Origin of the sequence: Bradyrhizobium sp. CCBAU 11361 (assembly GCF_028128935.1) — a bacterium.
In the GTDB taxonomy this organism is placed as follows: Bacteria; Pseudomonadota; Alphaproteobacteria; order Rhizobiales; family Xanthobacteraceae; genus Bradyrhizobium; species Bradyrhizobium niftali.
Map to the genome: position 1 here is coordinate 22522 of NZ_LBJZ01000184.1, position 23916 is coordinate 46437.

Annotated in this window: 24 protein-coding genes; 12 read left to right on the forward strand and 12 right to left on the reverse strand. The window is 64.6% G+C overall.

The window, feature by feature from the left end; all coding sequences use genetic code 11:
* Positions 1 to 43: 43 nt before the first annotated feature.
* The 5 genes from XI08_RS25540 to XI08_RS25560 all read left to right on the forward strand — a co-directional run bounded on the left by XI08_RS25540 (position 44) and on the right by XI08_RS25560 (position 4490).
* The gene (locus XI08_RS25540) at positions 44 to 1204 is read left to right on the forward strand and encodes an aminotransferase class V-fold PLP-dependent enzyme (protein WP_271576472.1); all 1161 of its coding nucleotides are present in this window, start codon (positions 44 to 46) and stop codon (positions 1202 to 1204) included.
* Positions 1205 to 1223: 19 nt separating this feature from the next.
* Positions 1224 to 2132: an amino acid ABC transporter substrate-binding protein gene (locus XI08_RS25545; protein ID WP_271576473.1), complete on the forward strand. Its 909-nt coding sequence runs from the start codon at positions 1224 to 1226 to the stop codon at positions 2130 to 2132.
* 70 nt (positions 2133 to 2202) lie between these two features.
* Positions 2203 to 2997: an amino acid ABC transporter permease gene (locus XI08_RS25550; RefSeq protein WP_271576474.1), complete on the forward strand. Its 795-nt coding sequence runs from the start codon at positions 2203 to 2205 to the stop codon at positions 2995 to 2997.
* Positions 2994 to 3683, forward strand: coding sequence for an amino acid ABC transporter permease (locus XI08_RS25555; RefSeq protein WP_271576475.1), 690 nt, complete (start codon positions 2994 to 2996; stop codon positions 3681 to 3683). Before XI08_RS25550 ends, XI08_RS25555 begins: the two co-directional genes overlap by 4 nt.
* 36 nt (positions 3684 to 3719) lie before the next feature.
* A complete protein-coding gene (locus tag XI08_RS25560) occupies positions 3720 to 4490 on the forward strand; it encodes an amino acid ABC transporter ATP-binding protein (RefSeq protein WP_271576476.1) in 771 nt (256 codons plus the stop codon).
* Positions 4491 to 4527: 37 nt separating this feature from the next.
* On the opposite strand, the gene arsC is transcribed toward XI08_RS25560, so the two are convergent.
* From arsC to XI08_RS25595, 7 genes are all read right to left on the reverse strand, one after another.
* Positions 4528 to 4929: an arsenate reductase (glutaredoxin) gene (gene arsC, locus XI08_RS25565; RefSeq protein ID WP_271576477.1), complete on the reverse strand. Its 402-nt coding sequence runs from the start codon at positions 4927 to 4929 to the stop codon at positions 4528 to 4530.
* A complete protein-coding gene (locus tag XI08_RS25570) occupies positions 4926 to 5627 on the reverse strand; it encodes an aquaporin (RefSeq protein ID WP_271576478.1) in 702 nt (233 codons plus the stop codon). The genes arsC and XI08_RS25570 overlap by 4 nt, the downstream gene beginning before the upstream one ends.
* Positions 5627 to 6154 (reverse strand): arsenate reductase ArsC, encoded by a 528-nt coding sequence (locus tag XI08_RS25575; RefSeq protein WP_271576479.1) that lies wholly within the window; start codon positions 6152 to 6154, stop codon positions 5627 to 5629. The genes XI08_RS25570 and XI08_RS25575 overlap by 1 nt, the downstream gene beginning before the upstream one ends.
* Complete coding sequence (locus tag XI08_RS25580) at positions 6147 to 6509, reverse strand: ArsR/SmtB family transcription factor (RefSeq protein ID WP_271576480.1); 363 nt, start codon at positions 6507 to 6509, stop codon at positions 6147 to 6149. Before XI08_RS25580 ends, XI08_RS25575 begins: the two co-directional genes overlap by 8 nt.
* A 120-nt stretch (positions 6510 to 6629) precedes the next feature.
* Positions 6630 to 7172, reverse strand: a complete 543-nt coding sequence (locus XI08_RS25585) for a hypothetical protein (RefSeq protein WP_271576481.1) — start codon at positions 7170 to 7172, stop codon at positions 6630 to 6632.
* On the reverse strand, positions 7169 to 8392 hold the full coding sequence (locus tag XI08_RS25590; RefSeq protein WP_271576482.1) for an MFS transporter: 1224 nt from the start codon (positions 8390 to 8392) through the stop codon (positions 7169 to 7171). The genes XI08_RS25585 and XI08_RS25590 overlap by 4 nt, the downstream gene beginning before the upstream one ends.
* Positions 8393 to 8447: 55 nt before the next feature.
* Complete coding sequence (locus tag XI08_RS25595) at positions 8448 to 8774, reverse strand: ArsR/SmtB family transcription factor (RefSeq protein WP_271576483.1); 327 nt, start codon at positions 8772 to 8774, stop codon at positions 8448 to 8450.
* A gap of 148 nt (positions 8775 to 8922) precedes the next feature.
* Between XI08_RS25595 and XI08_RS25600 the strand changes: the two genes are divergently transcribed.
* The 5 genes from XI08_RS25600 to XI08_RS25620 all read left to right on the forward strand — a co-directional run bounded on the left by XI08_RS25600 (position 8923) and on the right by XI08_RS25620 (position 13405).
* Complete coding sequence (locus XI08_RS25600; protein ID WP_442869860.1) at positions 8923 to 9162, forward strand: GDCCVxC domain-containing (seleno)protein; 240 nt, start codon at positions 8923 to 8925, stop codon at positions 9160 to 9162.
* A gap of 81 nt (positions 9163 to 9243) precedes the next feature.
* On the forward strand, positions 9244 to 9561 hold the full coding sequence (locus XI08_RS25605; protein WP_212233681.1) for an ArsR/SmtB family transcription factor: 318 nt from the start codon (positions 9244 to 9246) through the stop codon (positions 9559 to 9561).
* Between the two features lie 49 nt (positions 9562 to 9610).
* The gene (locus XI08_RS25610) at positions 9611 to 10981 is read left to right on the forward strand and encodes an NAD(P)-binding domain-containing protein (RefSeq protein WP_271576485.1); all 1371 of its coding nucleotides are present in this window, start codon (positions 9611 to 9613) and stop codon (positions 10979 to 10981) included.
* The gene (locus XI08_RS25615; protein WP_271576486.1) at positions 10978 to 12198 is read left to right on the forward strand and encodes an MFS transporter; all 1221 of its coding nucleotides are present in this window, start codon (positions 10978 to 10980) and stop codon (positions 12196 to 12198) included. Before XI08_RS25610 ends, XI08_RS25615 begins: the two co-directional genes overlap by 4 nt.
* Before the next feature lie 28 nt (positions 12199 to 12226).
* The gene (locus XI08_RS25620) at positions 12227 to 13405 is read left to right on the forward strand and encodes an MFS transporter (RefSeq protein WP_271576487.1); all 1179 of its coding nucleotides are present in this window, start codon (positions 12227 to 12229) and stop codon (positions 13403 to 13405) included.
* A gap of 254 nt (positions 13406 to 13659) precedes the next feature.
* Here the strand turns inward: XI08_RS25620 and XI08_RS25625 are convergent, their stop codons facing one another.
* The 3 genes from XI08_RS25625 to XI08_RS25635 are packed head-to-tail and all read right to left on the reverse strand — an operon-like array spanning position 13660 to position 17114.
* Positions 13660 to 14244 carry a DUF1254 domain-containing protein gene (locus XI08_RS25625; protein WP_135172554.1) on the reverse strand — a complete coding sequence of 195 codons (585 nt, stop codon included), beginning with the start codon at positions 14242 to 14244 and terminating at the stop codon, positions 13660 to 13662.
* Complete coding sequence (locus XI08_RS25630) at positions 14241 to 14819, reverse strand: DUF1214 domain-containing protein (protein ID WP_027547263.1); 579 nt, start codon at positions 14817 to 14819, stop codon at positions 14241 to 14243. Before XI08_RS25630 ends, XI08_RS25625 begins: the two co-directional genes overlap by 4 nt.
* A gap of 9 nt (positions 14820 to 14828) precedes the next feature.
* A complete protein-coding gene (locus XI08_RS25635) occupies positions 14829 to 17114 on the reverse strand; it encodes a transglycosylase domain-containing protein (protein WP_271576488.1) in 2286 nt (761 codons plus the stop codon).
* Between the two features lie 294 nt (positions 17115 to 17408).
* Between XI08_RS25635 and XI08_RS25640 the strand changes: the two genes are divergently transcribed.
* Together XI08_RS25640 and XI08_RS25645 are read left to right on the forward strand one after the other, a co-directional pair.
* Positions 17409 to 17924, forward strand: a complete 516-nt coding sequence (locus tag XI08_RS25640) for a YcgN family cysteine cluster protein (RefSeq protein ID WP_271576489.1) — start codon at positions 17409 to 17411, stop codon at positions 17922 to 17924.
* A gap of 151 nt (positions 17925 to 18075) precedes the next feature.
* Complete coding sequence (locus XI08_RS25645; RefSeq protein ID WP_271576490.1) at positions 18076 to 19662, forward strand: MDR family MFS transporter; 1587 nt, start codon at positions 18076 to 18078, stop codon at positions 19660 to 19662.
* A gap of 3 nt (positions 19663 to 19665) precedes the next feature.
* Here the strand turns inward: XI08_RS25645 and XI08_RS25650 are convergent, their stop codons facing one another.
* Both XI08_RS25650 and XI08_RS25655 read right to left on the reverse strand, forming a co-directional pair.
* Positions 19666 to 21309: an alpha/beta hydrolase gene (locus tag XI08_RS25650; protein ID WP_271576551.1), complete on the reverse strand. Its 1644-nt coding sequence runs from the start codon at positions 21307 to 21309 to the stop codon at positions 19666 to 19668.
* Positions 21310 to 21388: 79 nt separating this feature from the next.
* Positions 21389 to 23878, reverse strand: coding sequence for a GAF domain-containing sensor histidine kinase (locus XI08_RS25655; protein ID WP_271576491.1), 2490 nt, complete (start codon positions 23876 to 23878; stop codon positions 21389 to 21391).
* Between the last annotated feature and the right edge of the window lie 38 nt (positions 23879 to 23916).

A 23916-nucleotide genomic window follows, 5' to 3' on the forward strand; every position in this document is an offset into this window, starting at 1 on the left:
GCGCAGCCAGAGCCCTGCCGGGTGCGCTCATCAGGAGAGTGGGATGTCTCGCCATTACGACGTCGATGCCGTGCGGAAGGAGTTTCCGGCTGTCGAGCGCATCACCTATCTCGACTCCGGCTTCCAGACGCCGCTCGCGCGCCCGGTCAAGGCGGCGATCGATCTCTTCCTCAGCGAGGGCCTTGAGACGGCCGGCCCCAAGAGCGTGTGGCTCGACCGCGTCGAGCAGACCCGCAAGAAGCTGGCGCGGTTTCTTGGCGCATCGGCCGATGAGATCGCCTTCACCAAGAACACCTCGGAAAGCATGAACATCGCCGCCAACGCGCTGCCCCTGCGCGCCGGCGACAAGGTCCTGATGATCCATGGCGACCATCCCAACAACGCCTATGCGTTCCTCAATCTGCAGCGCAAGGGCGTGACGGTCGAATTCGTGCCGATGACGGAGGTCGTGAACGCCGAAAGCCTTCGTCCGTACATCGATGCGAGCACGCGGGCGGTCTCGATGTCGCAGGTGACCTTCCACGCCGGCCATCGCTTCGACATCGAAAGCATCGGCGCCCTCTGCGACGAGAAGGGGCTCTATTTCGTCGTCGACGTGATGCAGGCGATCGGCGTCGTGCCGATCGATGCGAAAGCCATGCGCGCGACCTTTATCGGATCGGGCAGCCACAAGGGATTGCTCGTGCCGCAGGGGCTCGGGCTCCTGGTTTGGGACAAATCGAGGATCGAGCTCGAGCCCGCCTATCTCGCTGCCGCCAGCCTTGCGGAAGTTCCGGCCGATCTCATCGCCCGGCCCGACGAGCTCGAGCTCGCCCCGAACGCGCGCCGCTTCGAGCTCGGCAACTTCAATCTTCCGGCGATCCATGCGCTCGGTGCCTCCCTCGACATGATCGAAGCGCTGGGCGTGCAGAACATTCAGAACCATTGTCTCGATCTCGGCGATCATCTCATCGCGGGGCTCGACGCGCTGGACGTTCGCCTCGTCGGTCCCCGCGATCGGCAGCACCGCGCGCCGCACATCTACGTCATCGCGCTCCCTGCGGCCGAATGGCTCGGTCATTTCGAGCAGAACGGCATCCGCGTGTCGCCGGAGCGCGATGGCATTCGCGTGTCATTCGGGATGTTCAACGTTTTCGCCGATGTCGATCGCCTGATCGACATCATCAAGCGGCGCGGCGTGAAGCCGTCGTCCAGGGCTGCCTAGGCTGTTCTTCAGAGGGGAGATGCACATGACGAGTTTTGCGCGTGTAGTGGGCGGCCTAATCGGCCTTGCGGCCGTCGGCATCCTCGCTGGACCGTCGATCGCGGCCGACAGTCCCACGCTCGCCAAGATCAAGTCGAGCGGTGCCATCACCATCGGCCACCGCGAGGCCTCCATTCCGTTCTCGTATCTCGGTCCCGATCAAAAGCCGATCGGCTTTTCGCTGGACCTCTGCGCTGCAATTGTGGAGCGCATCAAGACGGAGCTCAACCTGCCCAATCTCGCCGTCAATTACACGCCGGTGAACTCGTCCAACCGGATCCCGCTCATCCAAAGCGGCACCGTCGACATCGAGTGCGGTGGCACGGCAAACGACAGGAAGCGGCAGGAGCAGGTCTCGTTCTCGGTTGCCACCTTCGTCAGCCAGCCGCGCTGGCTGGTCAAGGCGGACAGCGGCGTGAAGGTGGCCAGCGATCTCAAGGGCAAGACGATCGTCGTGACCCAGGGCTCTAATGCCGTCGGCTTCGCGCAGGGCGTGAATGCCAAGGCGCAGCTCGGCTTCAACATCGTCCAGGCGAAAGACCACGCGGAATCCTTCCTGATGCTGAATACCGGCCGCGCGGCCGCCTTCATGGAGGACGACATCCTGCTCGCCGGCCTCAAGGCCGCAGCTCCGAAGCCGGATGCGCTGATCTTCCTCCCCGAGGGCTATGCCAAGATCTATTATGGCCTGATGTTCACCAAGGGCGATGCCGGCTTCAAGGCGCTCGTCGACGACGTTCTGTCGAAGCAGATGGCGTCGGGTCAGTTCGAAAAGACCTATGCGAAGTGGTTCACCCGGGCGATTCCGCCCAAGGGCGAAAACCTCGCTTTCCCGCTGACGGACGAACTCAGGGACCGGATCGCTCATCCGAGCGACGCGGTCGATTAGTCGGAGCATCATACCGGGGAATTTGTCCGCACGCTGATCCTCTCTCGCATCCGGAGCCTCGAGGTTCGCCATGTTCGCAGTGCTTTTTGAACAGACGGCGGATGGCCAGCGCTATATCGACTGGCTTCTGTCGGGCCTCGGCTGGACCCTGGCCCTGGCTTTCTTCGGCTGGTGGATTGCCTTTGCGATCGGGATCGTCGTCGGGATCGGCCGCACTGTGCAGAACCGGGCCATCGCTGCGCTTGCGCGCCTGTATGTGGAAATCTTCCGCAACATCCCCGTCCTGGCGCAGATGTTTCTCTGGTACTTCGTCCTGCCGGAGATTGTTCCGACCGCGCTCGGAAACGCCATCAAGCAGATTCCGCCGCCCTGGGGTTCATTCGTCCCGGCGCTGGTGTGCCTCGGCCTCTACACCGCGGCCCGGATCGCCGAACAGGTTCGGGCGGGGATCGAGGCCCTGCCGAGAGGGCAGATCGAGGCGGCAAGCGCACTCGGGCTCACCGGCTATCTGACCTACCGCCATATCATCGTGCCGCAGGCGCTGCGTTTGATCGTGCCGAGCCTGACCAGCGAAGTAATGGGCATCTACAAGAACACCTCGGTCGCACTGACGATCGGGTTGATGGAGCTCACGGCGCAGGCGCGCCAGATCAGCGAGGCGACGTTCCAGACCTTTACGGCTTTCGGCGCTGCGACCTTGATCTATCTCGCGCTGGCGCTGATCGCCTACCAGGCGATGGCGCTGATCGACAGGGCCGTGCGCATCCCCGGCACCGCGCGGGCGGAGGATGCGATCGAACCGAGCCTGGCGGACGATGTCCAGCGCACCGGCTCGTTGCCCGCGGGGATGGAGGTCGTGAAATGAGCAGCCTCGATTTCTCGATTGTTCTGCAGGCGTGGCCCTATCTCTGGTCCGGATTGCTGCTTTCGCTCGCACTCACCGCGGCAGCCTTCGTGGTCGGCATGATCCTGGGCACCTGCTTTGCGCTGTTGCAGCACTTCGAAGTGCCCGTGATCGGGAAGGTCGTGCGCGGCTACATCGCCCTGATCCGCTCAATCCCCCTGATCCTCGTCCTGTTCTGGTTCTTCTTCCTGGTGCCGATCGTGCTCGGCCATCTCGCCGGCAACGGTCGCCCGATTCCGATCGGCGCCACCTGGACGGCCTTCATCACCTTCGGCCTGTTCGAGGCGGCCTACTATTCCGAGATCATTCGCGTCGGATTGCGCGCCGTGAACCGGGGGCAGTTCGAGGCGTGCCAGGCGCTCGCATTGTCCACCTTCGAGACCTATCGGAGCGTGATCCTGCCGCAGGTGCTCCGCGTGGCGAGCCCGATCATCCTGAGCCAGACCATCATCCTGTTCCAGGACACCTCGCTGGTCTACGTGCTTTCGCTCACCGACCTGCTCGGCGCGGCCTCGAAGCTCGCGCAGCTCAACGGCCGTCTCGTCGAGATGTATCTCGTGGTCGTCGTGGTCTATCTCGCCATCAGTTCGGCGGCATCGCAAGGCGTCGCGCTGTTGCGCAAGCGCTATGCCATCGCGCGCCGCTAGGGAATCGCACGAGAAGCGCTGTTTTGGGAGATGAAGATGGTTCAGGAGATCGCCGTGAATGAGATGAGCCGATGTCAGGCCATCGTCGCCGTGGAGGGCCTCGTCAAGCGGTTCGGGCATTTCACGGCCCTGAATGACATCAATCTCAGCGTCACGACCGGCGAGAAGATCGTCCTTTGCGGTCCCTCGGGCTCGGGCAAATCGACGCTGATCCGTTGCATCAACCATATCGAAAAGCATGATGCCGGCCGGATCGTCGTCGATGGTGTCGAGCTGACGGACCGGATGGCCGATATCAACAGCATCCGCCGCGAGGTCGGCATGGTGTTCCAGAGTTTCAACCTGTTTCCGCATCTCTCCGTCGTCGAGAACTGCATGCTGGCCCCGATGAAGGTGCGCGGCCTGTCGCGCGCGGAGGCGCATGAGCGTGCGATCGGTGTATTGCGCAAGGTGCGCATCCACGACCAGGCGACCAAATATCCGGGACAGCTCTCCGGCGGCCAGCAGCAGCGCGTTGCCATTGCCCGCGCCCTCTGCATGCAGCCGAAGATCATGCTGTTCGACGAGCCGACCTCTGCACTCGATCCGGAGATGGTCAAGGAGGTGCTCGACACCATGGTGGAGCTCGCGCGTGACGGCATGACCATGGTGTGCGTCACGCACGAGATGGGCTTTGCCCGCGAAGTTGCCGACAGGGTGGTCTTCATGGATCGCGGCGCCATCGTCGAGGAGGCCGATCCGGACACCTTCTTCCGCGCGCCCAAAACTGAACGCGCGAGGAATTTCCTCGGCCAGATCATTCATTAGGGATGATGTCTGGTCTGGCGCGCAAATGAGGAGGAGCCTACTTAGCTTCCACCACCTCGCCGTCCTCTTTCACGAATCGGCCGACGGGATCGTTGAGGAGATCGACGACGGCTTCGGAGGGCCGGCACAATCGCGTGCCTTTTGCAGTCACCACGATCGGACGGTTGATGAGAATGGGATGCGCCATCATGAAGTCGAGCAGTTCATCATCCGTCCACTTGGGATCGGCGAGGCCGAGCTCCTTGTAGGGTGTACCCTTCTCGCGCAGCAATGCGCGGACGGAGATTCCCATCGCAGCGGTCAGTTGCTTGAGCGTTTCGCGCGATGGCGGCGTCTTCAGATACTCGATGACGACAGGCTCGACGCCGCTCTGCCTGATCATGGCGAGGGTGTTGCGCGAGGTGCCGCAGTCGGGGTTGTGGTAGATCGTGACGCTCATTGGTTTGTTTCCGCGATGGGGATAGGGCCGCGCGCATTGGGCTGTCCGAGCAGCCAGTTCATCAACAGCATGCCGGCGAACGCTCCGCAGAGTTCCGCAAGGATGAATCCGGGCAGGTCAGTGGGGCGAATGCCCGAGAATGTGTTTGTGAGCGACCGTGCGATGGCCACCGCAGGATTGGCGAACGAGGTGGAGGCGGTGAACCAATAGGCTGCCGTGATGTAAAGGCCGACCAGCCAGGGGACCGCCGTCCGCTGAAAGCGGATACCGGCCAGGATCGTCACGACAAGCCCAAAGGCGGCGACGGCTTCGGCGAACCATTGCGGCCCTCCCGTTCGAACCTTCATCGAGACATCCAGCAGGGGCAGTCCGAACATGAGATGTGCCGCCATGGTCCCCGCGATGCCGCCGGCGATCTGCGCAATCACGTAGAGAGCCGCCTCATTTACCGGCAGCTCGCGCTTGCCGGTGAAGACGAGCGTGACCGCAGGATTGAAGTGCGCGCCGGAGATCGGGCCGAGCACGGTGATCAGGACAATGAGAATGGCCCCGGTCGGCAACGTGTTGCAGAGAAGCGCAAGAGCGACGTCCTTGGTCAGCGTCTCGGCCATGATGCCGGACCCGACGACGGTGGCGACGAGAATGCCGGTGCCGAGCGCTTCGGCTGCGAGGCGTCGCGAGAGGTCGAAATTGTCCATCAGCCGGCCTTTGGCGCTGGACGTGTTGCGCCTTCGGATCGGCCGATCTCGCGTAGCTTGGTCCCGAGGGAGAGTTTGTCGATACTCCTGAGCGGGAGGCTTACAAAGGTGTCGATCCGATTCTTGAGGTAGCGGAACGCGGTGACGAACGCCGCCTGTTTCTCCAGATCGGTGCCTTCGGCAGAAGCGGGATCCTCGATGCCCCAGTGTGCCGTCATCGGTTGTCCCGGCCAGATCGGGCAGGACTCGCCTGCGGCATTGTCGCAAACGGTGAAGACGAAATCCATCACCGGCGCATTGGGAGCGGCGAACTCCAGCCAGCTCTTCGAGCGCATCCCGTCGGCCGGATAGTCCATGCTCTCGAGCGTGCGCAGCGCCAGCGGATGGACAGCGCCTTTCGGCGTGCTGCCGGCGGAGAAGGACTGAAAGCGGCCGGCTCCGTCCTTGCGGAGGATCGACTCGGCGAGGATCGAGCGCGCCGAATTGCCGGTGCATAGAAACAGGACGTTGTACATCTGGTCAGGCACGGCTTCGCTCCTTTCGTTTTGGCGAGCAGCAGGCTTGGAGGCTGTCGACGACCGGCTCGCAAACTTCCGGCCGCCCGCCGCAGCAATCGCGAAGCAGGAAAACCGCAACGTCCCGGAATTCGGCGAGGTTGGCGCGGTAGACGATCGAACGGCTGTGCCGCTCGGATGTGACCAGACGCGCCCGCGTCAGGATCGATAGATGAGCCGAGAGCGTGTTCGGCGGCACCTCCAACAGGCGCGCGAGGTCGCCGGCCGCAAGGCCGTCGGGCTCATGCTTGACCAACGTCCGGAAGGCTTCCAGCCGGGTCGATTGGGATAGGGCCGCGAGGGCGAGAACGGCTTCTTCGGTTTCCATATATCCAGACTTATGGAATTATGGGGTGGACGTCAATCCGAAATCCGGAGAATCCGTCTCACATCGGAAGGAGCTATTCGGCAGCATTGGCTTGAGGATATCGATTGGCACATCGCAAATTTACCGCATCAAGTGAAAATCATGGCGGGCTGGCGCCAACGGCGGCCACAGAAGCGCGCGAACGATGAGCGGAATACCGATGGCCAAGGGTATCAGCCAGTACATGAAATGGGGCAGGTCCTTCCAAAGCGGAAGCTGCCTTCCATTGTCGACGTAGAAAGCGACCAGCATCAGCATGTACGACAGGCCCATCCCCGCGATATGCAGCCTGACCCAATACCACCAGCGGCGCCGGAGCGCGGTGCGCCCGATCCAGGCGCAAGTGAATGACAACGCACCGAGTGCGAACAAGTGATAGTTTTCGGCCCAGCGCATAAGCGACAGTAACGTCGCGGACGCGAAGAGCGCCAGCAGGGACCAGAAATAGGTCGTCCCAAGTCTCGAATGACGCCCGCGACGTTTCTGACTCAGCATCGCGATTGCGCCGATCGCAACGCATGCAAGGCCCAGGGGAATATGCACTCCGAGGACCACCGCCAGAAAGAAGGGGTCGGTCGAAGGAATTTCGATGCCCGCCACGATGGTCGTTTCTACGCCCGTCATGGCGTTACTCCCATCTTGCAATTCATCATCGAATCGGCCGACATGGACGGTCGCTTGACGGCGAATGCTCCGGCGCCGCAGACAATGCAAAGCACGCAGCAACCGATCAGGACGGCCGCATAGTTACCCGTCCAATCGACGCTTGCTGCGAAAGGCAGCGGGCCGAATGCTGCGCCGGCAATACCGAAGACGAACGACGCCCCCCTGATTGCGCCGAGATGGTCGCGGCCGAAATACTGCGCATAGCCGGCGGCGTTGACGGCTTGCTGCGAACCGTACGCCCCTCCCAGGCACAGCGCGTATAGCACACTGATGGCGACGCCGGTGCCAAACGCCGGAAGAGCCGTCGCCAGCGCAAGCATGAACATCGCAAGCGGAACCAGGTGCCGGGGTTCATGGCGATCCACCAGAAATCCTGTGCCGAGTGTCGCAACGGCTTGAACGCCGGCAAGAAGCGACAACAATAGCAGCGCGTCGCCATGTGCAATTCCGGCCGTCTGCATGATGGAGAAGTGATTAAGCAAGAGCGCGGTGCCGATGGCATTGGTCAGAAAGCCGGCCGCGCAGAGCAACCAGAACACGCCGGTACGGAGCGCCTGTTCGCGCGTAAACGAAGGCTCCTCCCGTGGATGTTCTGCCGCCGGCAGCAGCCCGGCGTCCGTGCTGAGGCCGAATTTTTCCGGCCGATCGCGAAACAGCGCCGCAGCAACCGGCAGAATGGTGAGTGCGACAAGTCCGGCCAGCGCGAGATAGGCGCCTCGCCAGCCGTAGAGCGAGATCAGGCTATCGATCAGCTTCGGGAAGGTCATGGAACCGGCCGCGAGGCCGAGACTGGCTGCCGCAGCTGCAATCCCGCGACGACGTACGAACCATAGATTGACGACCTGCTGACTGACGAGGCTAAGGCCGCCGATCGCAGCGCCGCGCAACAGCGCGAAGCCGATGAGCAGCATCGCTGCGGATTGGGCTGTCGCCATGAGTGCGCATGCCAAAGCAAGGCCTCCGGCGATGATGGTTGCCGTCAAGCGAGGTCCTCGCCGATCGATCCAACGACCGATCACGGGCGCTGGCAGAATTCCAGCAAGAGTCCCCACTGCATAGGCGATCGAGGCTGATGTGCGCGAGATGCCGAGGTCGGCCGTGATAGGATCGAAGAAGACCGAAACGCCTGCTGTTTGGCCGGGCAGGGTCATGAAGGAGCCGAAGGTGCCCGCGCCCAATATGACCCAGCCAAAGTGGAGAGCCGACGTTTGGGGGCTCTCCATCCGCACGGCATTAACTCGCTCGACGCGCTGCTGGCGCTACCAGGTCGCTCTCAAATCCCTCGCAGCAATGCTCGCGCAAGAAGGCGATGACTCCGTCCATGCGATCGTATTGAGCGCGGCAGATCACCGTGCGCCCGTTTTTTTCCTGGGCGACGAGGCCCGCGTTGACCAGCCCGCGCAGATGAAAGGCGAGCGTTGAGGCCGGTACGTCGAGGCGAGTCTGGATGTCGGTGATGTTGAGGCCGGGCGGCCCGGCGCGAACCAGCAGCCGATAAATGTCCAGGCGCGTCAAATTGCCTAGTTCGGCCAAACAGCGTGCAGCGATCTTGCGGTTCATGGGCTCCCACCTACCGCAAATTCCAAAGAGTTACAACTATAATACTAGTTTTATAGTTTGGTGAGTTGGACGCCCGAAGCCAATGCAGTGTTTGTCGGCGGTGGTCATTCCGGGCGTTGAATTTTCGAGCTGGCCGTGCCTGTGCTGAATGATTAGAATCCGGCGCGCCTTGCGATCGAGGGAGCCCGTGCAAACGCAATCGATTATTACCTGTCCGGTCTGTCGTCATGCGTCGTCTGAGACGATGCCGACTGATGCTTGCCAGTTCTTCTATGATTGCAAAGGATGCGGAGCCCGGCTCAAGCCGAAGAGCGGCGACTGCTGCGTCTATTGTTCGTACGGATCAGTTGCTTGTCCGCCGATCCAACAGAACGGAAAGTGCTGTTGAGACCCGCGGGCAAGTCGTCATTATTTCGAACATTCTAGAAATACGGTTGACAGGGGCGCGAACAGGCGCAATGTATGGGCCATGAAGATCGACGACGCAGCAGCACGTTTGGAAGCGCTGGGTAACCGGACCCGGCTTCAGATTTATCGCGCCCTGGTTCGGGCAGGACACTCCGGCATGCCGGTCGGTCGCTTGCAGGAGAAGCTGAAAATTCCGGCGTCGACGCTGTCTCACCACATCAAGTCTCTGGTCGCGGTTGGGCTCGTCAGCCAGGTCCGCGAATCCACGACGCTTGTTTGCCATGCGAACTACGACGCGATGCGAGGGCTGGTGGATTTCCTGGCAGCGGAGTGCTGCGCGGACGAAGCCGAGTGTGGGGGCGCTCAATCGGCGGCCTGATTTTTTTGGCCGAATTATTCGATGATTCTAGAATGATGGGAGTAGCAAGATGAGCGACGGAAAGACGGTAGCCATCATCGGGGCAGGGCCCGTCGGCCTCGCTGCGGCCGCGCATGTGCTCGAACGGGACATGTCGCCCGTCGTGCTGGAGGCCGGGCCAGAGGCCGGACACGCCATCCGCCAGTGGCAGCAGGTCCAGCTCTTCTCGCCGTGGGAATACAATGTCGACAAGGCAGCCGCGCGTCTGCTCGCGCCGACGGGGTGGAACTCGCCGGACCCTCAGGCCTATCCGACCGGTGGCGAGCTGCTTGACCGATACCTGATGCCGCTCGCGACGCGAACGCCGCTACGCGACGTGATCCGGACCTCCAGCCGCGTCTCGGCCGTCAGCCGCGTCGGCTTCGACAAGGCAAAGACCAAGGGCAGAGAGCAGGCGCCCTTTGAAGTCCGCTACCAGAACGGCAAGGGGCCCGAGGTTCTGCGTGCAGATGCCGTGATCGATACCTCAGGCACATGGTTCTCCCCCAATCCGGCCGGCGGCAACGGCTTGCCGGCGATCGGCGAGCCCGAGAACGCTGACCGCGTCGCCTACGGCATGCCCGACGTGCGGGGTGCCGGCCGTTCCAGATATGCCGGCAAGATCGTTGCTGTTTTGGGCGCCGGTCATTCCGCGATCGGTACGCTCATCGACCTCGTGCATCTCGCGGGCGAGGTGCCGGGTACGCAACCTGTCTGGCTCTTGCGTGGCGCTGACCCTGCCAAGGCTTTCGGAGGCGGCCGCAACGACAAGCTCGCTGCGCGCGGCGAACTTGGCGCTGCCTTCGCTGCGCTCGTTGCCGCCGGGAAGATCAGGATCGAGACTGAATTCGGTGTCACGCACCTTGCGGAGTTCGAAGGCCGGCTCAAGGTGGCCGCCGGCTCCTGCAGCGGTGCGCGAAACGTGATCGTGGACGAATTGATCGTGTCGACGGGTTTCCGTCCCGACTTCTCGTTCCTGTCCGAACTGCGGCTGCGGCTCGATCCGGCCATCGAGGCGCCTGTCGCCCTGGCGCCGCTGATCGATCCCAACGAGCATAGCTGCGGCACGGTGCGCCCGCACGGCGCCCGCGAGCTCGCGCATGATGAGCCGGGTTTCTACCTGGCCGGCATGAAGTCGTATGGCAGGGCCCCGACCTTCCTCATGATGACGGGCTATGAGCAGGTCCGCTCGATCGTGGCCGATATCGCCGGCGACAAGCGCGCCGCGGCGAGAGTCGAGCTTGTGCTGCCCGAGACCGGCGTCTGCACGCGTGGTGGTGTCGAGACTGCCGGGGCTGCATCGGGATGTTGCGGGGGCCCGGCGAAGGAGGAGACGTCAGCCTGCTGTGCCGCCGATGAAACCGCCACGAAGGCCGGTAGCGCGGGGTGCGGTTGCTCATGACGCAAGTCACTGCGGGCCAGGCTGCGGGCCCGCTCGCTGTCGTCGCCGCGCTCGGCACCGCGCAGACCGTTGCGTGGGCGTCGAGCTACTATCTCCCTGCTATCCTGGCCGCGCCGATTGCGCGCGATCTTGGTCTCGCGCCGACTTACGTGTTCGGCGCGCTGTCGGGAGCGCTCGTCATCTCTGGCCTGCCCGGCCCGCGCGTGGGGCATGCCATCGATACCTTTGGCGGGCGCAGCCTGCTTGCCATTTCGAACCTCGTATTTGCAGCTGGCCTGCTCCTGCTGTCCGTGGCCCATGGTGTGGCGGTGCTGATTGCGGCCTGGGCGTTGCTGGGAATCGGCATGGGCATGGGCCTCTATGAGGCGGCCTTCGCGACGCTTGCGCGCATCTACGGTACCAATGCGCGACGAACCATCACCGGCATCACGCTGATCGCCGGTTTCGCCAGCACGCTCGGCTGGCCACTCACGACGTGGCTGGATTCCGAGTACGGCTGGCGCGTGGCGTGCCAGGTATGGGCGGCGATCCATCTCGCTCTTGCGTTGCCACTCAATCTCTCGCTGCCGCGCGCCGTCCCGTTGGACCAGCAGCCTCGACCGGGCACGGGCGCTAGCCAACAATCCGGACGCCAGAGCGAGACTTTCGCAATGGTGCTGCTGGCTTACATGTTTGCAGCAGCAAGTTTCGTCAGTTCGGGAATCTCGGCCATTCTGCCGACCATGCTTGTTGCGTTCGGCGCGACACCGGCACAGGCCCTGCTCGCGGCAGCGTTGGTTGGGCCCGCGCAAGTCGGCGCGCGCCTTCTCGAGGCAGGATGGCTCGCCCGGTTTCATCCGCTTCTCTCGGCTAGGCTGGCCATGCTGATGAATCCAATCGGTGTCGTTGCGCTTGTCGCGGGTGGCCCCTTGCTCGCGTCGACCTTCACGGTGCTGTATGGCGCGGGCAACGGCATCATCACTATTGCCCGTGGTACGCTCCCATTGGCGCTTTTCGGGCCTGCCGGGTTCGGCAGGCGCGTCGGTATGATCTCGCTTCCGTCCCGTCTTACGGGTGCCGCCGCGCCGCTCGCATTGGGGCTGATGGTGGAGCACATCGGCAGCGGCGCGCTGTGGATCAGCGCGCTCGTCTCGGTCTCGGCCTTCTTTGCGCTTCTGCTGCTTCGTACGGAACAGACAACATCAAAGCCGCTTCAGGTGGGAGAACAAAATTCGTAAGCTGACCGGCCGCTCTCTGATTGCGGTGATGTGCATCGGCCAGGTCGGCAACCTGTTGCCGCATGTGACGCTGTCCGCGAATCTGGCGCAGCACCTGATGCCGGCGTGGGGACTCTCCGCGGCCGAAGGCGGCCTGATGGCAAGCGGCTATGCGTTCGGCTACATGCTCGCAGTGCCCGTGTTGACGACGCTGACCGACCGGATCGATGCGCGGCTCGTCCTGCTCTGGGGCTCGATCGTCAGCGGTCTTGCCACCGCGGCGTTCGGCATCTTCGCGCAAGGGTTCTGGTCGGCCACAGCGATCTGGTCTCTTGCAGGACTGGGATTTGCAGGCGCCTACATGCCCGGCCTGAAAGCCCTGACGGACCGGCTTCCCGCAGGCGACACCTCGCGGGCCGTCACGCTGTACACGTCGAGCTTCTCGGTGGGGGTCGGCCTCTCGTTCCTGGTGGCGCAACTGATCGCCGACAGCTGGGGTTGGCGGACGGCTTTCGTTGTGACCGGCTTCGGCCCGATCGCAATGGTCGGCGCGTGTCTCCTGATCGACGCGCGGCGACCCGTGCCGAAGGCCGGGCGTCTGCTGGACTTCGCACCCGTCTTCGCCAACCGCGAGGCGCTCGGATACATCCTCGGCTATGGTGCGCACTGCTTCGAGCTCTATGGCATCCGCACCTGGCTGGTGGGGTTCTGGACCTTCGTCGTCGCCCATCAAGGCGCGCCTGCGTGGCTGAGCCCCGTCGTGTTGAGCTTCTGCTTCGCGGTGATCTCGATGCCCGCGAGCATCCTTGGCAACGAGGCCGCGCTGAAATTCGGCCGCCATCGGGCGATCACGATCGTGATGATCGCGTCGGCTTGCGTCGCGCTGATCATTGGCCTCAACGCGACGGCCCCGGCATGGGTGCTTGCGTTGCTGCTGCTCGTCTATGGCCTGACCGTGCCAGCCGATTCCGGCGCGTTGACAGCGGGCATGTCGGCCGCCGCCATACCCGAACATCGCGGCGCGACGCTCGCCTTGCACTCGACGGTCGGCTTCGGCCTGTCGGCGGTTGGCGCGTGGGGGACCGGTGTTGCGCTCGACGCGGCTGGCGGCCCGCAGAGCGCGACCGGCTGGCTGCTGGCGTTCACCGTCCTCGCCGCCGGCATCGCGCTGGGGCCGTTGGCGCTGCTGTGGGCGCGGACGGCTCAGCCGGGGAAGCAACTGCCGTGAGTGCCCTTGCGCCGGCATGAAAACACCCGCGACGGATTGCTCCGCGCGGGTGTTACGAACTTTTCGATCTTGCCATTCTGCCAGTGTTTTGCCCGACGTGTCAAAGCTCGACATCGCGGCGCTCCGGCGCGGATGCGCTTGTACGAGGAAGCGTGTTTGGCGCGAACTCAAAACAACAAATGATTTCAATGCCCCCGCTACTGTGCATGGGGTTGTTTTTTCAGTTTGGTTTTGAGCCTGCCTTAACAGCCCGCTCACCGCCGTCCGCGCGGCGTCTCGGCCTTGGCTGGCGGCTCCGTCTGCGGTGCGCAGGTGGCCGCCGCGAGCGTCGCTTGCGCCTGCGGCATCAGGCCGGGCTCGGCGGCGAGCGCCTTCATCACGATCAGGCCGGTGGTCGCAGGGGAATCGATGATCAGGCGGTCGGCCGCGGTGATCTCCTCGTCCTCGGGCAGCTCGTTGTGCTGCGCTTCCGTCATCAGGTCGAGCTCGATCACCTTCTTGCCCGCGGAACGGTCGTTGATGGCGTAATAGGCGATCTCGTTGCGGGTGTAGAACGACACCGACGTATAGGCCTGGCTCACCGGCACGGTGAGCTTGATCGGCCCGCCCGTGAGGTCGTAGCGGCAGATCGCCAGCGCAAAGGCCGGGTCCATGAACGGCATCGGCGAGGTGTTGGGATCGGCGAGGGGCAGCTGGGTGACGCCGTTGAGCTTCGTCATCGGCGTCAGCCGCGAATAGGCGTCCTGCGTCGCGATCCGCGGCAGCGCCAGCACGCTGACGAGATGGACGACGAGGCCGAGCACCACACCCGCGACGATGGTGAAGACGAGCCGGATCATGAGCAGCCCACCGTCGAGATCGTGGGCATCGGTGCATCGCGCTGGGTGCGCGTCGCAACGCCGACCGGGGTGTCGTAGAGGCGCAGCATCAGCGCGTAGCGCTCGATGCCGCCGGTCGGCAGCCAGTTGCCGGCGCGCGAGCGCGAGGCGATCCGGATCTCGAACGTGCCGTCGGACTGCCGCACGATCTCCTGGCTGGTGAAGCCGTAGCGCTGCAGCGAATTGGCGACGAGGTGGCCCTTGCGGTCGTACAGCGTCAGCGTCCAGAACCGCGCCGGTGGCGTCACGCCGGAGACGACGACATCGCAGCGGCCGTCGAGCGCCTTCTTCTTGTCGTCGGCGGTCGCGGTGAAGGCGACGCCATCGCCGGTGCCGATCGGCAGCTCGCCGTTGCGCACGATGGTGGCGCGCGAATAGGGATCGACGTCGGCGGTGCCGGTGCGCGGGCGCGCGGTCCAGGGGCCGATGGTCAGCGCGCCGATCTCGGTGCCACGCGTCGTCGTCATCCAGGTCGCGCCGACACCCACTACTGTCGCGAGCAGGAGGGCCGTCAATGTGGTCAGGATCAGCCGCACGGGTTTCGATCAGTTCTTGCGCGGAGCGGATGCATTCGCATTCTCTTCCGCATAGTTCTGCGGGAAGGCGAGCGCGCTCGTCGACGAGGCCGGCTTGGCGGGCTTGCCGTCGTTGGCGGACGACTTGTTCGCGGTCTTGGCCGCGTCATCCAGCAGCTTCTCGACGCGCACCAGGATGTCGGCGCCGCGCTTGGTCAGCACGGGCGGCGGACCGGGCTTGGTCTCCAGCACCTTCGGCGCGGCATTGGCTTGCGCGGCCATCGGCTGCGGCGGCAGCTTCTGGCCCATGCCGATGCCGGGGATTTCCCGGACCTCGACGCCCTGATGCGCCGCGACCATGATGTCGTGCCAGGTCTGCGCCGGCAGCGAGCCGCCGGTCATGCGGTTGGTCGGCGAATAGTCGTCATTGCCGTACCAGACCGCGCAGGTGAAGTTGCCGGTGTAGCCGACGAACCAGGCATCGCGATACGCATTGGTCGTGCCGGTCTTGCCCGCGGTCGGAATGCCGTCGAGCGCGGCGCGGCGCGCGGTGCCTTCGCTGACGACATGGCTCATCATGCCGGCCATGTCGGCGGCGATGTTCGGCGGAATGGCTTGCTTCGGCTTCGGGCCGTCGCGGTCCCAGCGCCAGACGAGATCACCGGCGCCGGTGCGCACTTCCAGCACCGAGTGCGGCGTCACCGACTTGCCGCGATTGGGGAAGGTCGCGTAGGCGACGGCGTGCTCGAGCACGGTGACTTCGTCCGAGCCGATCGGCAGCGACGGCGTGTCGGGCAGCGGCGCCTTGAGGCCGAAGCGGCGGGCGACCTCGACGATCTTGGCGCGGCCGATCTTGGCCGGGTTCGGCGCCTTCGGCTGTTCCTTCTGCCCGATCGCGATCGACAGTTTTACGGGGACGACGTTGATCGAGCGCGTGATCGCCTGCGTCAGCGTCACCGCGCCGGAATAGGAATGGCCATAGTTCTGCGGACACCAATTGCCGATGCAGACCGGGCCGTCGACCACGATCGAGTTCGGCGTGAAGCCGTTCAGAAGCGCGGTGGTGTAGACGTAAGGCTTGAACGAGGAGCCGGGCTGGCGGTAGGCGTCGGTGGCGCGGTTGAACTGGCTGGCGCCGTAGTCGCGGCCGCCGACCATGGCGCGGATGCCGCCGTCGAGATCCGACACGACGGTCGCGGCCTGCGTCGCGTGATAGTCGCGGCCGAACTGGCGGAGCTGGTTCTCGATCGCGTCTTCCGCGGCCTTCTGCACGTTGGCGTCCATCGCGAGGCGCACCACGAAGACGCGCTCGGTGTACGACTTCGGGAAGGTGTCGACCAGCTTGCGCATCTCGTCGAAGGCGTAGTCGAGATAGTAGTTCGGCGAAGCCTCGTCGCGGCGGTCGACGGCGAAGGCGGGGTTGCGGCGGGCGCCGAACACCTGGCCCTCGGTCATGAAGCCGGCATCGACGAGGTTGTCGAGCACGACGTTGGCGCGGGCACGCGCGGCGGGCAGGTTGATGTGCGGGGCGTATTTGGTCGGCGCCTTGAACAGGCCGGCGAGCATCGCCGCTTCCGCCAGCGTCACGTCGCGCGCGGATTTGTTGAAGTAGAAATGCGCCGCGCCATCGACCCCGAAGGTGCCGCCGCCCATATAGGCGCGGTCGAGATAGAGCTTGAGGATCTCGTTCTTGGTCAGGCGCCATTCCAGCCAGACCGCGAGGAAGGCTTCGTTGACCTTGCGCTCGATGGTGCGCTCGTTGCTCAGGAACAGGTTCTTGGCGAGCTGCTGCGTGATCGAGGAGCCGCCCTGGCGGACGCCGCCGGCCTGGGCGTTGGTGACGAGCGCGCGCGCGGTGCCGGCGATGTCGATGCCGAAATGCTCGTAGAAGCGGCGGTCTTCGGTCGCCAGCGTCGCCTTGATCAGCACATCGGGAAAATCTTCCAGCGGGATCGAGTCGTTGTGCTTGATGCCGCGGCTGCCGATCGGGTTGCCGTAGCGGTCGAGGAAGCTCACCGCGAGATCGGATTTCTTCAGCCAGTCCTCGTCCGCGGTCTCGCGGAAGGCGGGGATGGCGAGCGTGAGCATGACGACGAGGCCGCCGAGGCCGAGGGTCGCGGCCTCCGACAGCGGCTCGATGAACACCCAGCGCTTCCACCGCCCGACATAGAAGCGGTCCATGAAGGTCGAGTAGCGCTCGTAGAGCTCGCGGATGCCCTTGGCCGAGGAGAACAGCGAGGAGTCGATGCGCGCATCGAGATCCAGGAAGAAATTCCGGACCCTGGCCTTCCAATGCGGTGGTATGATCTGGCGCACCTAGAACCCTTGAGGCTCGGTTCGAAAGCGTTCAAGCACCCGGCCGGGGCGGCATCGAGACGTCTTGAGGGAATGTTACGGCAAACCCAAGGCGCCCGGTTCGCGTCCGAGGGGACTTGCTGTTCCTTCTAGCCGAGCAGGGCCTATAAACCAATGGTCAGGCTCGCGATTTTGAACAACAGGCCTAATTGACCCCGGTTCATTACGGGCCTCTCGGAGGGGTTGCTTGCAGCATCGCAGGCACACGCCCTAGATGGGGTCAGCCGTAGCTCTTTCGAACCCTTGTTGAGGCGCATGACCGCAGCTCCCAAACGACCTTCAGGCCAGGAAGGATTCTTCTGGAAAACCAAGACGTTGGAAGAGATGTCGGGGGACGAATGGGAGAGCCTGTGCGACGGCTGCGGCCGCTGCTGCCTGAACAAGCTCGAGGACGAGGACACCGGCGACATCTATTTCACCCATGTCGGCTGCAAGCTGCTCGATGCCGGGACCTGCGGCTGCAAGGACTACCCGAATCGTTCCGACAAGGTTCCGGACTGCGTCCGCCTGACCCCGGCCAATGTCCGCACCCTGAACTGGCTGCCGCCGAGCTGCGGCTACAAGCTCGTCGCCGAGGGGCGCGACCTCTATTGGTGGCATCCGCTGGTATCCGGTGATCCCAACACCGTGCATGAAGCCGGCGTCTCCGTGCGCGGCCGGGTCGAGGGCAGCGAGGAGGAGATCCCGGACGCTGATCTCGAGGACCACATCGTGCAATGGCCGGCCCTGCTGCCGAAACGGGCGCGCGTGAAGCGACGTCCGAAGGACTGACCCGCCGTACGGATCACGTGTTCGGGATGACCCGGCGGCGGGATGCACCCATGCGCCGCGGTGCCTGCCTGGGAAGAATTTTGCTGTCTACATTGGGCTGCATAGAACGAATCCCTCGCGGCGTTGCGCCGCCCCACGGCTTCCGATCGAGATGAACAAGTTCGACCGGCAGAGCAGTTCTGCCGACATCCAGGCGTTGCCCGACGACATTGCCGAAGAGCTGTCCCGCCTTCCGAGCGAGGTCATCAGCGTCGATGACGCGCCGTCCATCGCGCCGCCGGTGCCGCTGACCTCCGACGAGGTCCGCACCATCGTGATCAGCCTGATGCTGACGATGTTCCTGGCGGCCCTCGACCAGACCATCGTCGCGACTGCGCTGCCGACCATCGGGCGCCAGTTTCAGGACGTCTCGAACCTGTCCTGGGTGATCACGGCCTATCTGCTCGCCTCGACCGCGGTCGCGCCGGTGTTCGGCACGCTCAGCGACATCTACGGCCGGCGCGTCATGATCATCATCTCGCTCAGCCTGTTCGTGGCGGGCTCGGTGCTGTGCGCGATCGCGCCGAACATGCCGATGCTGATTCTCGCGCGCGGCCTCCAGGGGCTTGGCGGCGGCGGCATCATGCCGGTGGTGCAGACGGTGATCTCCGACGTCGTGAGCCCGCGCGAGCGCGGCCAGTACCAGGCCTATTTCTCCAGCGTCTGGATGGTCGGCGGCATCCTCGGCCCGGTCATCGGCGGCGTGTTCGCCGAGCATCTGCACTGGTCGATGATCTTCTGGATCAATCTGCCGCTCGCCGCCGCGGCGATCGCAATGCTGCTGCCCAAGATGAAGAAGATTCCGGTGTTCCATCGCAAGCGCAAGGTCGACTGGCTCGGCGGCGTCCTGCTGATGGCCTCCGCCGTCGTCTTCATGCTGGTGCTGACCTGGGGTGGCACGCGCTACGCCTGGCTCTCGCCGACCGTGCTTGCGATGGTGGGCGGCGCTGTCGCGCTCGCGGTCACCTTCGTCTGGCACGCGCGCCGCGCCGACGAGCCGTTCCTGCCGCTGAAGCTGCTGACGGGATCGGTGGCGCCGTTCGCGCTGACGGCCGGCGGTTGCGGGCTCGGTGCGATCACGGGCCTCACCGTGCAGCTCCCGCTCTACTACGAGTCGGTCTATCATCTCAGCGCCAGCGAGGCGGGGCTTGCGCTGATTCCGCTCGCGGCGGTCTCGACCTGCGGCGCGGCGATTGCCGGCCGCACCATGGCGCGTGCCAAGCATTACAAGCGCGTCGCCATTGTCGGCACGTCCTGGGCGGCGATTTGCGCGCTGGGCCTGACGCTCACCACCTTGCCGCTCTGGGGCCTGCTGACGCTGATGGCCGCGTTCGCGCTCGGGCTCGGCACGACCTTCCCGGTCTGCGTGGTCTCGCTGCAGAATTCGGTCGCGCGTCCGCAAGTCGGCACCATCACCGGCGCGATGAACTTCTTCCGCTCGCTGATGTCCTCGTTCACGGTCGCGGCCTTCGCCGCCATCCTGCTGATCGCGCTCGGCACCGACATTCCGCTCGCCGGTGAGCATCACGCGGCAGGCAGCATCCCTGCGATCCCCACTGAGGACATGCGGCACGCGTTCCGCTACGTCTTCGGCGCCGCCACCGCGCTGATGGCCACCGCCTCGCTCTGCCTGATCATGATGGAGGAGCGGCCGCTGGCAGGCCCGACCGTCGCAACGCAGGTGGATATGGCGGAGTAGCAGTTAGCCGCCGCGATCGGGATCATCGTCGGCATTGCCTGCGCCCGTCTTTCGTGCTTTCGCAGCAAGCTGCTCCTTGAGCTGCGCCAGCGCGTCGGCAGACCAATCACGGACATCGGTAACCGCGACCCAGGCATCGACGTAATGCTCGGGTGCGTAGACATGGCCAAAGCCCATCGGTGTGCCGTTCGCGACCGCCATGTCGACGGCGAGCTGCAGCATCGTGACGATGGGATACCATCGCAGCTCGGGTGATACGTCGGGCCCACGCGGCGCCCTCATCCAGGCCGGAGCCTGATAGGCGTCGCGGTAGGCAAAGAACGTGATCGCGTCACTGGCATATTGCAGATAGACGACGCGCATCGGACCCCAGGGCGCATCTGCCGGCACCGTCGGCCCGTTCTGGTTCATGAAGCGGACGACGCGGCCGTCGCGGAATTCCGGCAGCCAGGCCGGCGAACCCTGATTGCGGTTCGCGGTGACCGAGCGCCAGATGCGGCTTTCGAACGGCGGCCCGCTCCATAGCGCGCCAGCGATGGGATCGCCGATCGTCTCGAACAGTTCTGCGGATTTCTCCGAGTTGATCGCGCCGAGGCTGAGCCCGTGCAGATAGAGTTTTGGCCGCTTGTCCTTCGGCAAGCGCGTCCAGTAGCCATAGATTTCCGCGAACAGGGTGCGCGCCGCCTCCGCGCCGTATTCGGGCTGAAACATCAACGACAGCGGGCTGTTGAGATAGGAATATTGCACCGCGACGCTGGCGACATCGCCATGGTGGAGATATTCGACCGTATCCATCGCGGCCGGGTCGATCCAGCCGGTGCCGGTCGGTGTAATGACGATCAGAATCTTTCGCTCGAAACCGTGCTGGCGCTTGAGCTCATCAAGCGCGAGCCGGGCGCGCGCTTGCGCGGTGTCGCGGCTGCCGAGCCCTACATAGACGCGCACAGGATTCTGCGCGAGCCCTCCCGTAACGGCGCCGATTTCCGTCGCGGTCGGGCCTGAGGCAATGAACCGGCGCCCCATGCGCCCGAGCTCCGTCCACTTCACCAGCGACGCTGAACTTCCTGTTTGATCGGGGGCGGCCGGTTGCGGCCGCTCGGGCTCTTGCAAGGCGTCGAGCTCGCGGAAGGAGGAGTCGAGCGCATTGAACGCCGTGCGGACCAGGACATTGCTGGCGATCGACCAGAACAGCAGGCCTGCGACCAGCACGCCGAGGACGTTGGCGACTTTCCGCGGAATCACGAGCCTCGCGCGCGTAGCGAGGAAGCGGACGACAACCGCGAACAGCCGCCCCAGCACCAGCAGCACTGCGAACATGATCAGGGCAATGACGCAGACCTTGAGTGGATGTGCGGTCTCGACCGGAGCCATCTTCATGACAGTGCGGATCGAGTTCTGCCATTCGGCGGCGCGCCAGAGGAAGACGATGACGATGAGCAGGCAGATTGCTGCGGCCAGCGCATTCGCAATCGATCTCGCGCGCGCCGAAGGCTCAGGCAGCTCGAGATAGTGCCACAGCCGGCGCCACAGGATTCCGGCGAAATAGCCGATCGCAAAGCAGCCACCGGCGAGGGCACCTTGCGTGAGATAGCTGCGCGGGATCAGCGTCGGCGTCAGCGCGGCCGCGAAGAACAGCGCGCCCAGCATGAGGCCGATACCTGATAGCGAGAGGAGTTGTCGCCGAATGAACCACGCGAGACTCTTCAAGGCACCCTCCGGAGTGATGCTATCCCTTGTTGTTCTCCGCAAAGCTGCTCTTCCGCGGCAGCAGGATCGTGAATTCCGTGAACTTGCCCGGCTCTGTCGTGACGTCGATCGTGCCGCCGTGCTGCTTCACGATGATGTCGTGGCTCATCGACAGCCCGAGGCCGGTGCCTTCGCCGGCCGGCTTGGTGGTGAAGAACGGATTGAACATCTTCTCCCTGACCTCGTCTGCAATGCCGGTGCCGTTGTCGCGGATGCGGATCTCGATGGTGTCGCCGCGGTCGCGCGTCGCCGCGATCACCACCGGCTCGTAACCGGATGCACCGCCATCGGCCTTGCGCTTGGTGACGGCGTGGAAGCCGTTCGAGATCAGGTTCAAGAGCACCCGGGTGATCTCCTGCGGAAACACTTCGGCCTGCCCGGCCGCCGGATCGAGCTCGCTCCTGAGCGTCACGTCGAACTGCGGCGTCTCGGCGCGGGCGCCGTGATAGGCGAGGTTGAGGCTCTCCTCGACCAGAGCGTTGATGTCGCTCAGCCGGTGCTCGCCGCCGCCCTCCCGCGAATGCAGCAGCATGTTCTTGACGATGGAATCGGCGCGCCGACCGTGCTGCACGACCTTCTCCAGATTGTCCTTCAGGAGCGCGGTCAGCTCGTCAACCTCGGCACGGACGTCGCCGGCGAGCGGAACCGGCGCGAGCACCTCGTTCAGCTCGTCCGTCAGCTCGGCGGAGAGCGAGGCAAAATTGTTGACGAAGTTGAGCGGGTTCTTGATCTCATGCGCGATGCCGGCGGTGAGCTGACCGAGGGAAGCAAGCTTCTCGGTCTGGATCAGCCGGTCCTGCGCTGCGCGCAAATCGTCGAGCGACCTGGCGAGCTCCCGCGTGCGGTCCTGCACCTCATTGAACAGGCGTGTGTTCTCGATGGCAATCACGGCCTGGTCGGCAAAGGTCTTGAGCAGGTTGATCGCCTTGTCCGGGAAATGGCCGGCCTCAGGGCGCGTCACGCCGATGGTGCCGATCGCAGCGCCATCGCGCAGCATCGGCGCCACCAGAATGCTGCGATAGCCTCTGGTCCGCGCCAGCTCCTTCATGGCGTCCGTGAGGCCGGCTTCGTTCTGCATGTCGCTGCGGAACGCATATTCCCCGCTTGCCGCCACCCGGCTGTGGATGCCCGATGCCGACAGCGGCACCGGGAAGGAGCTGAGCAGATCGGCGTTGCCCGCTTCGTTGTCGGTGGTGAAGGCGGCCAGATGCAGCATGCCGTCGATGAGGCGGGTGACGGTGGAGGAATGTCCCCCGATGAGCGCCTTGGCACTGTCGGAGATCGCCTGGAACACCGGCGTGACGTCCGCCGGCGAGGCCGCGATCACCTTCAGGATGTCGGCGGTCGCGGTCTGCCGTTCCAGCGCTTCCCGGGTCGCGTTGAACAGGCTGACATTCTTGATCGCGATCACCGCCTGGTCGGCGAAGGTCTGGAGCAGTCCGACATGGTGCTCGCCGAACGCGCCGGTCTCCCGGCGCGTGGCAATGATGACGCCGATGGCATCGCCCTCGCTCATCAGGGGGGCGAACAGCATGCTGCGGTAGCCGCGGGCGCGCGCGATGTCGCGTGCGGCCGGCTCGAGCTCGGTGTCGGGCAATTGCGCCGCCGCACCATTGGCCACAAGCTGGTAAGGCGGAAACCGTGCGAACGGCACGGGGAACGAGGCCTGGAGCACGCGATCGCCGGCCGGATCGGTCGGCGTGAACGCCGCAAGGTGCGCGGCGCCGTCGACATAGCGCAGCACCGCCGTGGAGAAGCCGCCGATCAGCCGGTTGGCATTGGCGGCGATGGCGTCGAACACCGGCTGCACGTCGGACGGCGAGGCGGCCATCACCTTCAGGATGTCGGCGGTGGCGGTCTGGCGCTCCAGCGTTTCCTTCGTCTCGTTGAACAGCCGCGCATTTTCGATCGCGATCACGGCCTGGTCGGCGAAGGTCTGGAGTAGCTGTACGAGATCGGGCGCGAACGCGCCGGGCTCGGCGCGTGTGACACTGATCATGCCGACCGCCGTGCCCCGGCTCATCAGCGGCATGAAGAGCACGCTGCGGAAGCCGCGCAGTCGCGCCAGATTGCGGTTCAGCTCCGGGACGTGCTCGGCCTCGCTGTCGGGAAACTGGATCGTCTCGCCGCCGCGAACGAGGCCAAAGGTCGGAAAATCCTCGATCCGGCGCGGGAACGATGCCTTCAGCCCTTCGTCCCCGTCCGGGCTGGTCGGCGTGAACGCCACGAGGTGCAGCTCGTCGCCGATGAACTGAAGCACGGTGGCGGAGAAGCCGTCGAGCAGGCGCTTCGAGCTGGACGCGATCGCAGCGAACACCGGCCGGGCATCCGAGGGAGATGCCGCGATGGTGCGCAAAATCTCGGCGCTGGCGTTTTGCCGATCGCGCAGCCGCGTGTTCTCGGCGGCGGCCGACTGCAATTGCCGTTTGAGCTCGTCGATCCCGGCGACATTGTTGGAAGGGGTGGTCATTCGCAATCCGGCTTGGTGCCGCGACGGGCGCGGCACCG

Excerpts from the sequence above, each read along its gene's own strand:
- XI08_RS25540 (WP_271576472.1), top strand. The coding sequence starts at position 44 with ATGTCTCGCCATTACGACGTCGATGCCGTGCGGAAGGAGTTTCCGGCT.
- XI08_RS25545 (WP_271576473.1), top strand. The coding sequence starts at position 1,224 with ATGCACATGACGAGTTTTGCGCGTGTAGTGGGCGGCCTAATCGGCCTT.
- XI08_RS25550 (WP_271576474.1), top strand. The coding sequence starts at position 2,203 with ATGTTCGCAGTGCTTTTTGAACAGACGGCGGATGGCCAGCGCTATATC.
- XI08_RS25555 (WP_271576475.1), top strand. The coding sequence starts at position 2,994 with ATGAGCAGCCTCGATTTCTCGATTGTTCTGCAGGCGTGGCCCTATCTC.
- XI08_RS25560 (WP_271576476.1), top strand. The coding sequence starts at position 3,720 with ATGGTTCAGGAGATCGCCGTGAATGAGATGAGCCGATGTCAGGCCATC.
- arsC (WP_271576477.1), bottom strand. The coding sequence starts at position 4,929 with ATGAGCGTCACGATCTACCACAACCCCGACTGCGGCACCTCGCGCAAC.
- XI08_RS25570 (WP_271576478.1), bottom strand. The coding sequence starts at position 5,627 with ATGGACAATTTCGACCTCTCGCGACGCCTCGCAGCCGAAGCGCTCGGC.
- XI08_RS25580 (WP_271576480.1), bottom strand. The coding sequence starts at position 6,509 with ATGGAAACCGAAGAAGCCGTTCTCGCCCTCGCGGCCCTATCCCAATCG.
- XI08_RS25585 (WP_271576481.1), bottom strand. The coding sequence starts at position 7,172 with ATGACGGGCGTAGAAACGACCATCGTGGCGGGCATCGAAATTCCTTCG.
- XI08_RS25595 (WP_271576483.1), bottom strand. The coding sequence starts at position 8,774 with ATGAACCGCAAGATCGCTGCACGCTGTTTGGCCGAACTAGGCAATTTG.
- XI08_RS25600 (WP_442869860.1), top strand. The coding sequence starts at position 8,923 with ATGATTAGAATCCGGCGCGCCTTGCGATCGAGGGAGCCCGTGCAAACG.
- XI08_RS25605 (WP_212233681.1), top strand. The coding sequence starts at position 9,244 with ATGAAGATCGACGACGCAGCAGCACGTTTGGAAGCGCTGGGTAACCGG.
- XI08_RS25610 (WP_271576485.1), top strand. The coding sequence starts at position 9,611 with ATGAGCGACGGAAAGACGGTAGCCATCATCGGGGCAGGGCCCGTCGGC.
- XI08_RS25615 (WP_271576486.1), top strand. The coding sequence starts at position 10,978 with ATGACGCAAGTCACTGCGGGCCAGGCTGCGGGCCCGCTCGCTGTCGTC.
- XI08_RS25620 (WP_271576487.1), top strand. The coding sequence starts at position 12,227 with ATGTGCATCGGCCAGGTCGGCAACCTGTTGCCGCATGTGACGCTGTCC.
- XI08_RS25625 (WP_135172554.1), bottom strand. The coding sequence starts at position 14,244 with ATGATCCGGCTCGTCTTCACCATCGTCGCGGGTGTGGTGCTCGGCCTC.
- XI08_RS25640 (WP_271576489.1), top strand. The coding sequence starts at position 17,409 with ATGACCGCAGCTCCCAAACGACCTTCAGGCCAGGAAGGATTCTTCTGG.
- XI08_RS25645 (WP_271576490.1), top strand. The coding sequence starts at position 18,076 with ATGAACAAGTTCGACCGGCAGAGCAGTTCTGCCGACATCCAGGCGTTG.
- XI08_RS25650 (WP_271576551.1), bottom strand. The coding sequence starts at position 21,309 with ATGCTGGGCGCGCTGTTCTTCGCGGCCGCGCTGACGCCGACGCTGATC.
- XI08_RS25655 (WP_271576491.1), bottom strand. The coding sequence starts at position 23,878 with ATGACCACCCCTTCCAACAATGTCGCCGGGATCGACGAGCTCAAACGG.